General features: G+C 42.9%; 14 protein-coding genes and 1 riboswitch. Of the genes, 12 read left to right on the top strand and 2 right to left on the bottom strand.

Going from position 1 to position 15228, the window contains the following annotated elements; all coding sequences use genetic code 11:
• Positions 1–6 precede the first annotated feature (6 nt).
• Both dapF and PS3_RS00500 read right to left on the bottom strand, forming a co-directional pair.
• Entirely contained in the window at positions 7–993 is a 987-nt protein-coding gene (dapF, locus tag PS3_RS00505; protein ID WP_040467802.1) for a diaminopimelate epimerase, read from the bottom strand.
• Positions 993–2366: an aspartate kinase gene (locus PS3_RS00500; protein WP_007121648.1), complete on the bottom strand. Its 1374-nt coding sequence runs from the start codon at positions 2364–2366 to the stop codon at positions 993–995. The genes dapF and PS3_RS00500 overlap by 1 nt, the downstream gene beginning before the upstream one ends.
• Before the next feature lie 146 nt (positions 2367–2512).
• Positions 2513–2686, top strand: a riboswitch (Lysine riboswitch).
• 80 nt (positions 2687–2766) lie between these two features.
• Here PS3_RS00500 and lysA point away from each other — a divergent pair.
• From lysA to PS3_RS00440, 12 genes are all read left to right on the top strand, one after another.
• Positions 2767–4080, top strand: coding sequence for a diaminopimelate decarboxylase (gene lysA / locus PS3_RS00495; RefSeq protein ID WP_007121647.1), 1314 nt, complete (start codon positions 2767–2769; stop codon positions 4078–4080).
• 22 nt (positions 4081–4102) lie between these two features.
• The gene (gene dapD / locus PS3_RS00490; RefSeq protein WP_007121646.1) at positions 4103–4816 is read left to right on the top strand and encodes a 2,3,4,5-tetrahydropyridine-2,6-dicarboxylate N-acetyltransferase; all 714 of its coding nucleotides are present in this window, start codon (positions 4103–4105) and stop codon (positions 4814–4816) included.
• A gap of 9 nt (positions 4817–4825) precedes the next feature.
• Entirely contained in the window at positions 4826–5995 is a 1170-nt protein-coding gene (locus PS3_RS00485) for an N-acetyldiaminopimelate deacetylase (protein WP_007121645.1), read from the top strand.
• Between the two features lie 2 nt (positions 5996–5997).
• On the top strand, positions 5998–6921 hold the full coding sequence (dapA, locus tag PS3_RS00480; RefSeq protein WP_007121644.1) for a 4-hydroxy-tetrahydrodipicolinate synthase: 924 nt from the start codon (positions 5998–6000) through the stop codon (positions 6919–6921).
• 1 nt (position 6922) lies between these two features.
• Positions 6923–7702, top strand: a complete 780-nt coding sequence (gene dapB / locus PS3_RS00475) for a 4-hydroxy-tetrahydrodipicolinate reductase (RefSeq protein WP_007121643.1) — start codon at positions 6923–6925, stop codon at positions 7700–7702.
• A 13-nt stretch (positions 7703–7715) separates the two neighbouring features.
• Positions 7716–8897: an aminotransferase class I/II-fold pyridoxal phosphate-dependent enzyme gene (locus PS3_RS00470; RefSeq protein ID WP_007121642.1), complete on the top strand. Its 1182-nt coding sequence runs from the start codon at positions 7716–7718 to the stop codon at positions 8895–8897.
• 112 nt (positions 8898–9009) lie between these two features.
• Positions 9010–10353, top strand: a complete 1344-nt coding sequence (locus PS3_RS00465; RefSeq protein WP_007121641.1) for a TrkH family potassium uptake protein — start codon at positions 9010–9012, stop codon at positions 10351–10353.
• Complete coding sequence (locus tag PS3_RS00460; protein WP_007121640.1) at positions 10346–11017, top strand: potassium channel family protein; 672 nt, start codon at positions 10346–10348, stop codon at positions 11015–11017. The genes PS3_RS00465 and PS3_RS00460 overlap by 8 nt, the downstream gene beginning before the upstream one ends.
• A 10-nt stretch (positions 11018–11027) precedes the next feature.
• Entirely contained in the window at positions 11028–11747 is a 720-nt protein-coding gene (locus PS3_RS00455) for a tRNA (adenine(22)-N(1))-methyltransferase (RefSeq protein ID WP_007121639.1), read from the top strand.
• On the top strand, positions 11722–12549 hold the full coding sequence (locus tag PS3_RS00450) for a Nif3-like dinuclear metal center hexameric protein (protein ID WP_007121638.1): 828 nt from the start codon (positions 11722–11724) through the stop codon (positions 12547–12549). The genes PS3_RS00455 and PS3_RS00450 overlap by 26 nt, the downstream gene beginning before the upstream one ends.
• 3 nt (positions 12550–12552) lie before the next feature.
• Positions 12553–13794 (top strand): peptidase T, encoded by a 1242-nt coding sequence (pepT, locus tag PS3_RS00445; RefSeq protein ID WP_007121637.1) that lies wholly within the window; start codon positions 12553–12555, stop codon positions 13792–13794.
• Between the two features lie 10 nt (positions 13795–13804).
• A complete protein-coding gene (locus PS3_RS00440; RefSeq protein WP_007121636.1) occupies positions 13805–15226 on the top strand; it encodes a triphosphoribosyl-dephospho-CoA synthase in 1422 nt (473 codons plus the stop codon).
• Positions 15227–15228 lie beyond the last annotated feature (2 nt).

Raw genomic sequence — 15228 nt, 5'->3', positions numbered from 1 at the left:
CTTTTCTTATGGCTTGATGGTTGAGATAAATTGATCATAAGCGGCCTGTTCATTAGTTTCGCTAATTGTCACTTGATCCGTCGTTACCTTGGCTTGATGTAGCAAGGCTTCATCAACTTGAATCTGATGAGTTTCAGTCGCATTACCGATTAGTTCAATCCAATATTGACCTTGAGTTTCATGCAGGATTGTTTTAACCATACCACCAGGGTTGAAGACGCTAATTGGTTCTTCAAACTTCCCTAAATCTGGATGGGTTAATGCAAAAGCTAGCGAGGTAGCTGACATCCCAGTTCCACAGGCATTGGTGAAACCAACGCCCCGTTCAAATGTTTTCACAAAAATCCGATTTGATCCTAAAATTTCGGCAAAGTTAACATTTACCCCATCAGGATAGTAGGGGTTCTCACCATTTAAACGTGCCCCTAATTCACCTAAGAGATCACCCATTAACTGATCGTGATCCATAAAGCTGATTAGGTGGGGATTAGGAACGGCAAGGGAACTAAACTTGAGTCCCGGAGCTAGTTCGGGGACCCAAGTATCTAAGAGCCGTTCATGACCGAGATTGTCAAAGGGTAGGGCCGTCTTATCGAATTTAACTGGGGAAATTTCGACTGCAAAGGCGGGCACTCCCGTCGCAAAATCAGATTCTTGACGAACCTGTAAATCAGCGTACATGGTTTCAACCTTAAACGAATTTTGACCGGTCTTTTCTGCTAGGTAACGAGCTACGGTGCGTAAGCCATTACCACACATGGAAGCTTCACTCGAATCAGCATTGATTACCCGCATTTTACCGAGCACGTCCGGATGATCAGACTGATCAACTACTAAAATGCCATCGGCACCGTTGAGAATTCCGGTGGTTGAATTAGTCATTTGCAGCGCTAATTTTTTCAGTTCATCATCAGTCAGGGGCTGATCTAACAAAGTCTGATCTAAGATGAAGAATTGATTCATGGAACCATGAACCTTTAGTAAGGTAACCATTATTGTTCATCCTCCAATTGGTTAAAGAAGTAGTCATAAATTGCCCGGACGGCATTGATGGCGTCTTTACGGTGAGTCCCAATCATAATCGAAATTTCAGATGAACCTTGGTTTACCATTGAGAGAGAAATGTTGTTTTCGGCAATGGGGACCACAATATCCCGCATGACCCCAACTCGGTTGGCCATCCCTTCACCAACCACCATAATGATGGCGTAATCCTCAATCCATTCCAAGCGATCCGGATTGACTTCACTTTGAATTTCGCTACATACGATATCAACTTGTTCGTCGCTCAGTTTATTCCGATCGAAAATGATGGTAATATCATCAATTCCAGATGGCATATGTTCGTATGAAACCCCATTGCGATCCAAGATTTGGAGAATCCGGAGGGTAAAACCATTCTCTTTATTCAAAAGATACTTATGTAAGTACAGGGCTGAGAAATGGCGTCCACTGGCAATCCCCGTCATAATATGATCAGGCTTAAAATTCTTTTCCGGAACAATGAAAGTTCCCGGTTTCTCAGGATGCCAAGTATTCTTAACATTAATCGGGATTTGTCCTTGAATAGCTGGGATCAATGCTTCGTCGTGGAAAACAGAAAAGCCCGCATAGGATAGTTCCCGCATTTCTCGGTAGGTCATCCGTTGAATTGGCAACGGATCCTGAACGAATTTAGGATTGGCTGAATAAATGGCATCGACATCAGTAAAGTTTTCGTACATATCGGCATGAAAAGCCCGTGCTAAAATCGCTCCCGTTACATCGGACCCACCGCGAGAGAAAGTAGCAATATAGCCAGATAAGGAATAGCCATAAAAGCCAGGGAAGATTAGCCGTTCATCGTCTGAATATTGAAGATTACTTAAATTAATGTAGGCTTCCGGACTAACGACTGCATTATTAGGGGTCCCCGTAACCCGCAAACCAGCATCTAAGGGATCAATAAAGCGAGCCTTAATGCCTTGATGGTTTAAAATAATGGCCATTAACATGGCGTTTAAGCGTTCCCCATGCGCTTTAAAAGCAGCCATGAGGTAATCATTATTTGGATAGTGCTGCTTAGGGAGAGCGACTAGTTGATCGTGGATCGCCTGCAAATCGTTATCTTGAACATGGAAATGATGGCCAATTGATTGATAACGACCGAAAATAGAGGCGATCACATCTTGGGTATTGTGACCATTAATGGTTAATTTGGCAAAATTAATTAATAAGTCCGTAACTTTGATGTCGTCGTCAAACCTTTTCCCTGGAGCAGAAGTAACGATAACACGCCGTTCATCATCAGCTTGAATAATTGAAATTGCCTGAGCAAAAGCATCACCGTTAGCAAGGGAGCTTCCACCGAACTTAATAACTTTCATTAGTTACCACCTTTAAAAATCAGTTTTAATTAAATTTTAACATTGTTTACTTGATCAGCAAAGGTTTAAGCAGCAAATTGCCATTTAAATTAGATTTGCCTTAAGAATTGGTTGACTTTAATAAGGACGGTCGGTAAACTATTGAGTAAACAGACAGAGGCGCAGTCAACAAGAGTACCTATTCAGAGTCGCCAAACTATGAAGAATAGGGAAAGGGGCGATTGCCGAAGCGTTGAGATTGGCACTTTCAATTTGCTGGGGCGTGATTTAAGAGATCACGGACTGTCGTAAGGGAATCCTTACGTTGCGCTATCGTTGACGAGTTAAGATGATTTTTAACCCAGATTACATAGCGTAATCTGGGTTTTTATTTTATATGTTGAAAGTTGAGAATTATTTTATGAACGATCAGATTCGTCCAGATCAAATTAACAGTCAAGGCCATCTACAAATTGGCGGAGTTGATAGTCTGACACTGGCAGAACAATATGGGACCCCGTTAGTAGTTTATGATGTTGCCCAGATTCGGGAGCAGATTCATCGTTTTCAAGCGGTATTTGAAGCTAACCACGTCCAATCTGAAGTTTCTTATGCCAGTAAAGCCTTTGCTGCGATTGCGATTTATCAGGTCGTCAATCAAGAACACGGACATATCGACGTGGTTTCCGGTGGCGAATTAATGACAGCAATCAAGGCGAGATTCCCAATGGATCGGGTTACTTTTCACGGGAATAATAAATCAGAAGCTGAATTACGACTGGCCTTGCACCACCAGGTTGGGATGATTGTCATTGATAATTTCTATGAAATTGAATTACTCAGTCGACTGTTAGATGAACTGGATTTACAAACGCCAGTTATGTTACGGATAACCCCAGGAATTTCCGCCCACACGAATGAATACATTCAAACGGGACAAGTTGATAGTAAATTTGGCTTTGATTTAGGATCAGGTCAAGCCGATCAAGCCTTACAAGCAGTCTTATCAAATCCTCGCTTTCAGATGAAGGGGATTCATGCTCACATTGGGTCACAAATTTTTGAGGTTGCCGGTTTTGAAGGGGTTGCCAATAAATTAGTGGAAGTTGCAAAGCATTGGCAAAGTGAATTTAATTATCAAACCGAAATCTTAAATGTTGGCGGTGGTTTTGGGATTCGTTATGTTGAAAATGACCATCCCTTAGCCCCTGAAGAATTTGTGGATGCAATTGTAAAAGCCGTCAAGAAAGCGGCAAAAGTTGCTAAAATTCCCGAACCGGGGATTTGGATTGAACCAGGGCGCTCAATTGTTGGACCAGCTGGTTATAATTTATATACGGTTGGCTCGCGCAAAGATATCCCAGGATATAAGCCATTCTTAGCCGTAGATGGCGGAATGGGGGACAATATTCGACCAGCCTTGTATGAAGCAGAATATGAAACGGTCTTAGCTAAAGATCCTGCAGCAGAAAATGTTGAAACCGTACGGATTGCCGGTAAATACTGTGAATCAGGAGATATTTTAAGTCGTTCGCAAGCCCTCCCAAAGACAGAACCTGGTGATGTCTTAGCGATGTTAGATACGGGAGCTTATGGGTTTGCGATGGCTTCTAATTACAATCGAAATCCACGGCCGGCGGTGGTATTTGTTGAAAATGGTCAATCTCAACTTGTAATCCAGCACGAAACTTGGGAAGACATGGCACGTTTAGACCTTCCTTACGAATTGAACTAAAAAAGCTTAAAGGAGTATTACTATGGCACAACTAGATGCACAAACTATTATTAACTATATCGGAACGGCACCTAAAAAGACCCCCGTTAAAGTCTACGTTAAGGGTGAACAATTAGATCAACTTACTTATCCTGATGGGGTGGATGCTTTTGTAGAAAAGAGGACGGGAACCTTATTTGGTGACTGGCAAGTTGTAAAACCATTTTTAGACCGATATCAAGATAATTTTGATTCTGTCCGAATTGAAAACAGTGCTCGGAATTCAGCCGTTCCATTGTTAGATTTAAAAGAAATTAATGCTCGGATCGAGCCAGGAGCCGTCATTCGTGATCAAGTGGTGATTGGTGACAATGCGGTCATCATGATGGGGGCAACCATTAATATCGGAGCAGAAATTGGTGCGGATTCAATGATTGATATGGGAGCGATCCTTGGTGGCCGGGCCATTGTTGGTAAGCATTGCCACATTGGTGCTGGAACGGTTTTAGCAGGAGTAATTGAACCAGCCTCAGCTGAACCAGTTCGAATCGACGACAATGTTTTAATTGGGGCCAATGCAGTGGTCATTGAAGGAGTCCATGTTGGTGAAGGTGCCGTGGTAGCTGCTGGCGCTGTTGTGACCGAAGATGTCGCTCCCAAGACAGTCGTGGCGGGAGTTCCTGCGCGGGTAATTAAACAAGTCGACGATCAAACGACAAGTAAAACCGGTTTAGAAGATGATTTAAGAAAGCTGTAGGCAAAGCGAATGAGTCAGTTAACCCATGATGAATTAATTCAAATTCGTCGCCATCTCCATCAAATTCCGGAATTAGCCTTAGAAGAATATCAAACTCATGATTATTTGTTAGAAGTTATTAAGCAATTTGATCAAACTTATTTAACCATTCGGGTGCCCAAAGAATTACCAACTGCTATTATGGTTCAGGTAGCGGGAACTAACCCTCGTCGGACGATTGGTTATCGTACCGATATTGATGCTTTGCCAGTAACTGAGCAAACTGGCTTACCGTATGCATCTCAGACGCCGGGGGAAATGCATGCTTGTGGTCATGATATTCATATGACCGTAGCCTTGGGACTTTTGAGTTACTATAGTGAACATCAACCTACTGATAATCTCTTGTTTTTCTTTCAACCAGCTGAAGAAAGTAAGAATGGTGGGAAATTGGCCTATGAATTTGGTCTATTTACCGGTGACTGGTGTCCAGATGAGTTCTATGGGTTACACGATAATCCAGAATTACCAGGTGGGGCAATTGGTTGCCGAATGGGCACTCTTTTTGCGGGAACCACGGAGGTCAACATTGATATTCAAGGTCAAGGTGGTCATGCCGCTTTTCCACAGAATGCGAAAGATGCCGTTGTAGCGGCAGCATCATTAATCACGCAAGCACAAACTATCGTTTCACGAAGTATTGATCCCATTCAAAGTGGGGTTTTAACTCTTGGAAAATTAGAAGCTGGGACCATCCGGAATGTGATTGCTGATCATGCGCGGATTGAAGGGACAATTCGCGGGCTAACCCAACCGATGATCGAAAAAATTGGTCAACGGTTACAGACCATTTGTGATGGGATTGCCACGAGTTTTGAAGTAGATGTAAAGTTGGAATTAAATCAGGGTGGATATTGGCCGGTTGAAAATAATGATAGATTAACGAGTCATTTGATAGCTTTTATGCAAGCCAATTCTAAGATAAACTTCATCGAAACGGCACCAGCAATGACCGGCGAAGATTTTGGGTTCTTATTAGCTAAATTTCCAGGAACTATGTTCTGGTTAGGGGTAGAGGATGATGCCCAATTGCATGCACCGACTCTAACTCCAGATGAACGAGCGATCGATAAGGGAATCGAAGCGATCACACAATTTATTAATTATCGAATGCAAGAAAATTATTTATTGGAGGAATAGTCATGTCAAACACGAATTTAAAGCAAGCCGATCTGATGACGGCAATTATCACACCTTTTGACGAGCACGGGATTAACTACCAAAGTTTAGATCGCTTGACCGAACATTTATTATCTTTAGGGAATAAGGGTTTTGTTGTTGGTGGAACTACAGGGGAAACGCCAACTTTGAGTCATGACGAAAAATTAGCCCTTTACGAACATTTTGCAAAGTTGATAAACGGGCGGGTCCCGGTAATTGCCGGAACGGGAAGTAATAATACTCAAGAAACGATTGAATTCACCAATGAGGTGGCGCAAATTGAGGGCATTGATTATGCCTTAGTGGTGGTTCCGCCATACAATAAGCCTAACCAACGGGGCATGATTGCTCACTTTACGGCAGTGGCTGATCAGGTCGACTTGCCAATTATTATTTACAATATTCCCGGCCGAACTGGGGTAAAGATGGCCCAAGAAACGGTGGTTACCTTGTCCCAACACCCAAATATCGCTGGGGTTAAGCAATGTGCAAGTATGGAAGAATTTGAATACATTGTCGAAAATAGTGCCGATGATTTTGCAGTCTTTAGTGGTGAAGATAACCAAGCCTTTATTGCCAAAGCCCTGGGGGGAGCAGGAGTGATTTCAGTTGCTGCCCACCTCTATGCTAAGCAAATGCGGGCGATGTATGACGCCTTAGATAATGGAGAAGTAGCAACGGCCGCTAAGCTACAACGGTGGTTAACACCACGGATGCAAGCTTGCTTCATGTATCCATCACCATCCCCAATTAAGGCGGTAATGAATGCTCAAGGGTTTGAAGTCGGTCCATGCCGATTACCAATTGTTTCGCTTAATGATGAAGAAAAGCAAACTTTGGCCCAAGCATTAGGGCTAGGGCAAGATGCTTTTAGTCACGAATTACCATTAGATCTAGGAGAATAAGATGAAAACAGTTTTAATTGCCGGCTTTAATGGTTCTATGGGACAACAAGCAGTTAAGTTAGTTAATTCCATGGAAGGCTTTGAGATCACTGCTGGTTTAGCCCATCACCTACCGGATTCGGATCCAACTAGTTATGGTTTACCAGCTACGGCCCTGTTATTTACCTCATTAGATGAGATTCCAACTGGGATTGCGGACATTTGGCTTGATTTTACAGTACCGACGGCTGTTTATGCGAATGTTAAATACGCGTTAACGCATGGCTATCGTCCGGTGGTGGGAACGACCGGATTAACCGACGATCAGGAAGTAGAATTAAAGAAACTGACTCAGGATAATCATTTGGGTGGTCTGATTGCGCCTAATTTTGGGATGTCAGCGGTGCTGTTAATGAAATTTGCTCAAGAGGCCGCTAAGTATTTCCCAGACGTAGAAATTATTGAAATGCATCACGAGGATAAAAAAGATGCTCCTTCAGGTACGGCTTTAAACACGGCCAAGTTAATCAGTAAAAATCGGCCCGCTCACCAAACGGCTCCTGACGAAACAGAATCATTAGCGGGTTCTCGGGGTGGAGATTATGAAGGGATTAAGCTTCATGCGGTGCGGTTACCTGGTTATGTCGCTCATGAACAAGTCCTCTTTGGGGGAGCAGGTGAAGCGCTAACGATTCGTCAAGATTCATTTGATCGCAAATCGTTCATGAGTGGGGTGAAGGTAGCCCTCGAACAAGTCCATACTCTCGATCAATTAGTCGTCGGGTTGGAACAGATCTTGTAAAAAGGAGAATGAGATGCCAGAGACTTTAGCAACTTTAACGAATTTACGAAACCAACTTTTAGATACAGTCGCCCCATCAGCTATTCGCTCATTTGATAATCAAATTTCCTCGATTCCAGGCATTATCAAACTAACTTTGGGCGAACCAGACTTTAATGTCCCCGAGCATGTCAAGGCGGCGGCAATCAAAAGTATTGAGGAGAATGATTCTCACTATGCCCCAGCTTCAGGGAAACCAGAATTACGACAAGCAATCAGTGACTACTTAAAAGATTCTCGTGGAGTGACCTATAATCCAGCTGATGAAGTACTAGTAACAGTGGGAGCGACCGAATCATTAGCTTCTATTACCTATGGAATTTTGAATCCGGGTGATAAAGTATTAGTTCCGACACCGGCTTTCTCTTTATATTTTGCCTTGGTCAAAATGGCTGGGGCCGAACCAGTTATGATTGACACTTCTAATGATGGCTTCCAACTGACGGCTCAACGCTTAGAAGCTGAAATTGAAGCTGCCGGTGATCAAGTTAAGGCCGTCTTATTGAATTATCCGAATAACCCAACTGGGCGGACCTTTACGAAAACGGAACTGGAAGATTTAGCTGCGGTATTAAAAAACCATGAACTCTTAGTAATTGCGGATGAAATCTATAGTGATTTAACTTATGATCAAGATCATTATTCTTTAGCAACCTTGTTACCAGAACAAACGCTATTAGTTAGTGGTCTCTCTAAGTCTCATGCCATGACTGGATATCGGATGGGGTATGTGGCTGGACCCGCTGGGATTATGCGCTCAGTAGCCCAAATTCATTCTTACTTGGTTGTCTGTGTAAATGATGCCACCCAAGCGGCGGCCGTCGAAGCCTTAAACAATGGCCGGGAAGATCCTTTAGTTTTCAAAAAGGCATACAAGAAACGGCGGGATTACATCATTGAAAAGATGACTAAAATGGGCTTTCAAATTGCCACACCGCAAGGAGCCTTTTATGTCTTTGCGAAGATTCCGGATCAATTCGGCAAAGACGACTTTAAGTTTGCCTTAGACGTAGCCAAGCAAGCTCAAGTTGGTTTAATCCCAGGAAGTGTCTTTGGAGCCGGAAGTGATGGTTATGTACGACTATCATATGCGGCTTCGGATGAAAATATCAAAGTAGCGATGGAACGATTAGCAACCTATATGGAAAAATTTTAGTTTGTTAAACTAGACTCTCAAGAAAGTTTCTTGGGAGTCTTTTTAATAAAAGCTATATTTGCGCCGAAGTCGGTAATCAAGTAGGATAGACATATTAGAGGAGGACAATTTTGTGATTGAAATCAATAAACATCGGTACTCTTTTCCCGAAATCCTGACGATCGGTTTTATCGTAGTTATTATCGTGGGTACTTTTCTCTTGAAATTACCAATTGCCACCCGCGCAGGTTTAGAAACCACCTGGATGACGGCTATTTTCACGTCGACTAGCGCTACTTGTGTCACCGGTTTATTACTGGTTGACACGGCAGCACATTGGACCTGGTTTGGGCAACTGGTGATTACCATCTTGATGGAAGTTGGTGGATTAGGGTTCATGACTTTTGCGGTAATGGGTTTCTTACTGATCCGCCGGCGGATGCGTTTATCCACCCAGTTATTAACGCAAGAAGCATTGAACTTAGATCATCTTTCGCAGATTCGGGTCGTCTATTTGATTATAAAATTATCCTTATTAATCCAAGGTATCGGAGCGATTTTTTTAACTTTTGATCTCGTCCCGAAATATGGTTTTAAACGAGGCTTATGGTTAAGTGTTTTTCAAGCTATTTCCGCCTTTTGTAACGCTGGATTTGATCTGTTTGGGAATAGTTTAAGCGATTTTAAAAATGATCCATATTTTCTGATCGTAACAGCCATTTTAATTATTGCCGGCTCCTTTGGTTTTTTGGTTTGGCAAGATATTGTCGAGTATCGTCGCTTCCATCGGATGTCCTTGCATACTAAATTGGCACTGCGAACGGGTGGTGTACTGGTCTTTTTATCCATTCTCGTCTACCTAATTACGGAAAAAAATTTGAGCCAATTTGCCAATGAAATGTCCCCAATTAATCGCTTTATTAATACAATCTTTATGGCAATTACACCACGTACGGCTGGTTTGACGACGATTCCATATGATCATTTAAGCTCGGCCGGAATTAGTTATACCACTATTCTGATGTTTATTGGTGGCGCCCCAGGATCGACTGCTGGGGGAGTCAAGACAACCACCATTGGTTTAATTGCTTTGCAAAGTATTGCAACCTTACGCGGGAAAAGTGATACAGTCATGGCACATCGGCGTTTCACCCAAGAAAATATTTTTCGGGCGCTCACGCTTTTGTTTATTTCGGTGGTCTTGATTTTATCGGCGGTCTTGTTATTAGTAGCAACCCAGGCTTTACCGGTTAAGGATCCCTTATCATATGTCTTATTTGAGGCGGTGGCTGCTTTCGGGACGACTGGGATCTCATTGGGAATCACGCCAACATTAAATGCAATTGGAAAAATCATTATTATGTTATTGATGTTTGTCGGTCGGGTCGGTATTTACACGGTGATGTTTTCGATCTTCAATGCTAAACCGGAAAAACAAACCTATCGTTATCCAGAGGAGAGTGTCTTAATTGGCTAAAAAGGAAAGTTATGTTGTCATCGGACTGGGAAAATTTGGAATGACTATCTGTAGTGCCTTAGCGCAAGCTGGTCAGGAGGTATTAGCGATTGATAGTAATCCAGATGTCGTTAATGAAGTTTCACATCTAGTGGTCCGCGCCGTTATTGCTAATGCTGAAGAAGAAGAAACCTTAAAAGAGTTAGCGGTCGGTAACTTTGATCATGTATACATTTCGATTGGTCATAATATTGAAGCTAGTATAATGGCGACCTTAATCGTGAAGGAATTAGGTGCCCCTGATGTAACCTGTCGGGCAGAAAATATTCACCACGCGCGGGTGTTGGAACGGGTTGGAGCGGATACCGTGGTTCGGCCAGAACATGATATTGCGGAGCGATTAGTCTTTCGTAAATTAAACCCGAATGTGGTCGATTTTGTGCGGATCAGTGAAAATTTAATGTTAGCTGAAGTCACGATTCGTAATCCAAAGTTTTTTAACCGTTCTTTGGGTGAACTAGAGATTCGGCGTCGGTTCAATGTTAATGTGATTGCGATTGTAGATCATCAAGATCAATTAAATGAAATGCCGATGGCGACTGATACGATTCACGATCACGATAAGTTAACGGTTATTGGATCGCAAGCAGCCATTGAGCAATTAAGTGATGAAGTAGATCGATAGAGGTACAATGATGGATGCATTACATTTATCCCAACGTTTAAAGCTAGTCGCCGACTTCGTTCCACAAGGGGCGCGCTTGGCGGATATTGGGTCAGATCATGCGTATTTACCAGCTTATTTACTGTTAAATCAGCGAATCGAATTTGCGATTGCTGGGGAAGTGGTGAAAGGACCGTTTGAAAATGCCCAACAAGAAGTCCTTAAACATCATCTGACAGGGAGCCTAGAAGCTCGTTTGGCGGATGGCCTGGTGGCGATTGAGGTGGCTGACCAGATTGATGTAATTACTATTTGTGGGATGGGTGGTAGTTTAATTAGTCAGATTTTGGATGCTCATCCAGAAAAGTTAGTGGGGGTTAAGCGGCTTATTCTTCAGCCTAATGTTGGCGAAAGTGAGTTGCGAACCTGGTTAGTTCAACACCACTTTGAAATTATGACCGAACGGATACTAACCGAAGACAATCAATTTTACGAAATTATTGTTGCAGAACCAACTATCCTGCCAGTTGCCTATAATCACCGTGAATTAACCTTTGGGCCTGAATTAATTATGCATCAGGGTCCAGTCTTTCAAGCTAAATGGCAAGGAGAAATTGAACGTTTATCTCAAGTAATTGTCCAGATGCAAGAAGCCAAACAACCACCACTTCGTAAGATTAAAGAATTCCAAGCGCAGCTACAATTGATTCAGGAGGTATTAACTGATGACAACCGGAACCGAATTAATTAATCGTTTTGAACAATTCGCTAGTCCTCAATTAGCCGAATCCTGGGATCATGTAGGATTGCAAATTGGTAATCCTGACCGACCAATTCAAAAGTTGATGACGACCCTTGATGTGCGTCCAGAGATTGTTCGAGAAGCAATTGATCAACAGGTTGATTTTATTTTTGCTCATCATCCCATTATGTTTAAACCAGCTACTGACCTTGATGTCCGTAATCCTCAGAATCAAATGTATGCGGATTTACTGAGCCATCAGATTACCGTTTACGCTGCTCATACTAATTTAGATACAGCCAACGGGGGGATGAATGACTGGTTAGCGGATCAACTTGAGTTAACGAATTGTGAACCCTTAGTAGCGGCTGGCCAGGACCCTGTTACTAAGCAACCAGTAGGAATGGGGCGCGTTGGCCAGCTGCCTAATGCGATGACCATTGATGAGTTTACTAGGCATTGTCAAAGCGTGTTTGGGGTGTCTGGATTGCGTTTAGTTAAGCCGGCATCATTCAATTCAGCGATTGAAAGAGTTGCGGTGTTAGGTGGCGCTGGGGGATCTTTTTATCAACAGGCCCTTCAAGCCGGAGCGGATGCTTACGTGACCGGAGATATTTCTTATCATACTGGGCATGACATAATCGCCAATGGTTTAGTAGCGCTGGACCCTGGTCATCATATTGAAGCTGTGGCAACTCATCGTTTGGCAAAGTTATTTAAGCAATGGCAGTTAAATCATCATTGGAAATTTAAGATTATTGAGAATCAAATTAATACTGATCCTTTTGAATTTATTTGTAAGGAGAATTAACAAATGGAAAGTAGATATCCTGGGCTATTAGAACGGTTTTTAAAGTATGCTAAGCAAAATACGCGATCAGATGCGGAGTCATCGACGATCCCATCCACACCGCGGCAAACTGCCTTCTTAAAGGAGTTGCAAACTGAATTAACTTCAATTGGCATTACTGATGCGAAGATCAACCCCGAGAATTCCTATTTGACGGGGACGATTCCAAGTAATCTTGATCAAGAAGTTCCCGTGATGGGGTTAATTGCACATATTGATACGGCTGATTTTAATGCCGAAAACATTCAACCCCAAGTAATTGAAAATTACGACGGGGTTAGTGATATTCACTTAGGTGATTCCCCATATGTCTTATCACCACAGGAATTTCCGGCTTTGAAAAATTATGCTGGCGAAACCTTGGTCACGACGGATGGGACAACCTTGTTAGGAGCGGATGATAAAGCCGGGGTTAGTGCAATTGTTACTTTTGCTGAATATTTATTTCAACACCCAGAAATTAAGCATGGTAAGATTCGTCTTGGGTTTGGGCCCGATGAAGAAATTGGAACCGGAGCTGATCATTTTGACGTCGACGATTTTGGCGCTGACTTTGCTTATACCGTTGATGGAGGACCGTTAGGTGAACTCGAATACGAAACTTTTAATGCGGCGCAAGCAACGATTAACTTTACGGGTAAAAATGTCCATACTGGCGTGGCTAAAGATACGATGATCAATGCCTTACAATTGGCGATTGATTTTCATAATCAGTTACCGACGCATGATCGGGCGGAATTGACCGCGGATCGGGAAGGATTTTTCCACTTGTATCAATTAGGCGGAACGGTGGATGCCGCGCAAGCGACCTATTTGATTCGAGATCACGATCGGCAGTTATTTGAGTTCCGTAAAACTGCTTTGGAGGCCATTGCCCGTGATATGAATGCGCGCTTTGATCAAGACCGGGTTCAAGTTAAAATTAGTGACCAATACTATAATTTAAAAGATGCCTTAAATGGTCATTTAGAATCAGTGGAAATGGCTAAGCAAGCGATGGAAGCTCTGTCAATTAAACCTATCATTTACCCAGTTCGAGGTGGTACTGATGGTTCAAAGATCTCATACATGGGACTACCAACCCCCAATCTTTTTGCTGGCGGCGAAAACATGCATTCACGCTTTGAATTCGTGTCCGTACAAACAATGGAACAGGTAGTGAACGTTTTATTGAAGATCAGTGATTTAAATATTGCGGACAACTAAGGAGTTGCCAATGAAAATTCCAGAAATTTTCGCTACAGGTCAGGAAGTAGATACCCAAACGATCCGAGAACACGCTCAAGCTCGCTTTCAGGAGTTATCGATGCTCGTTTCCAGTAATCCAGACTGGACCGTCGTCAGTGTTGCTTTAAATATCCCTGGTTCGATTAAAACCAATCAGTTAATCCAGAATTTTTTTCAAAATGGGGTTAAAAGGTTTGAAAATAGTCTGATTGCTCGGGGGCTTACTTTCAAATGTCAGTTGCAGGATGATTTGTCGCCAACTGGTCCCGAACGCGGCTATCTTATTAAAGGAAATCCACTCTTAATTAAGAGTCACACCAGCCATTTTGAAGAGGCCAACCCATCCGCCAACTTATTTAATCTGGATGTGCTGGCCGTGCTTAATGGGGAAATCCGGACCCTACCTCGGGAAGCAGTCAAAGCCCCGGCTCGGCGCTGTTTAATTTGTGATAAACCGGCAAAATTTTGTCAGGCCCAACAAAGGCATTCGATAGAAGAACTCCAAACGCAAGTGGATCGGCTAATTCAATTACAATTAGAAGCAGATCGTCAAGGTCAAATGGCACAACAATTTGGAAAATTGGCTACACAAGCATTGCTAGAGGAGGTGGCTATTTGGCCAAAGCCGGGTTTGGTTGATCCCCTTGAACATTTATCCCATCCCGATATGGACCATTTCACCTTTATTAAAAGTGCTTTAAGTCTGCAGGATTATTTCACCAAATGCGCTCTTGTCGGGCTAACCACTCATGAAGATAATTATCAATTGGTTTTTGATGAAATTCGCCAGTTTGGACTGGTGGCAGAGCGAGAAATGAATCTGGCAACGGCTGGAGTTAATACCCACAAAGGGGCGATTTTTACTTTAGGCATTATTGCAACGGCTGCTGGAATCATAATTAATCGCGATCAATGGTCATTTGATCAATTGAAGCTCACGATTCAGCAAATGTTAGCAAAACTTATGCATGATGATCTACAAAGCCAAAAGGAACCGACGGAAGCAACGGCGGGCCAACAGCAATATCATCAGTATGGCTTGGGTGGTGTGCGGGAAGAGGCTGCTTTAGGCTATCCGACGGTGTTTAATTATGGTCTGCCAGCTTACCAAGCAGCCGCTGATCAATCTAGCAATGATCGGGGAGTGACGACGCTCTTAGCCATTGCTCGCCACACGATGGATTCTAATCTGATTAAACGTGCTGGTAATATGGATATTTTACAAGAACGTGATCATTGGATTGATGAGATTGACGCTGCAGGTGGAATCACGACAGACCTTGGTCGCCAAAAACTTAATGAGATGTCAGTAGAGTTTGCTCGTCGACGGTTAAGTATGGGCGGCAGTGCTGATTTACTAAGCGCTACGCTATTTATTGCCATGATCGATAATTTACAAAATAAGATGTGATT

The sequence above is a fragment of the Limosilactobacillus gastricus PS3 genome, from assembly GCF_000247775.1.
Classification (GTDB): Bacteria; Bacillota; Bacilli; order Lactobacillales; family Lactobacillaceae; genus Limosilactobacillus; species Limosilactobacillus gastricus_A.
Note: the sequence above shows the minus strand (reverse complement) of the source record. Positions and strands in the feature narration are given on the sequence as shown.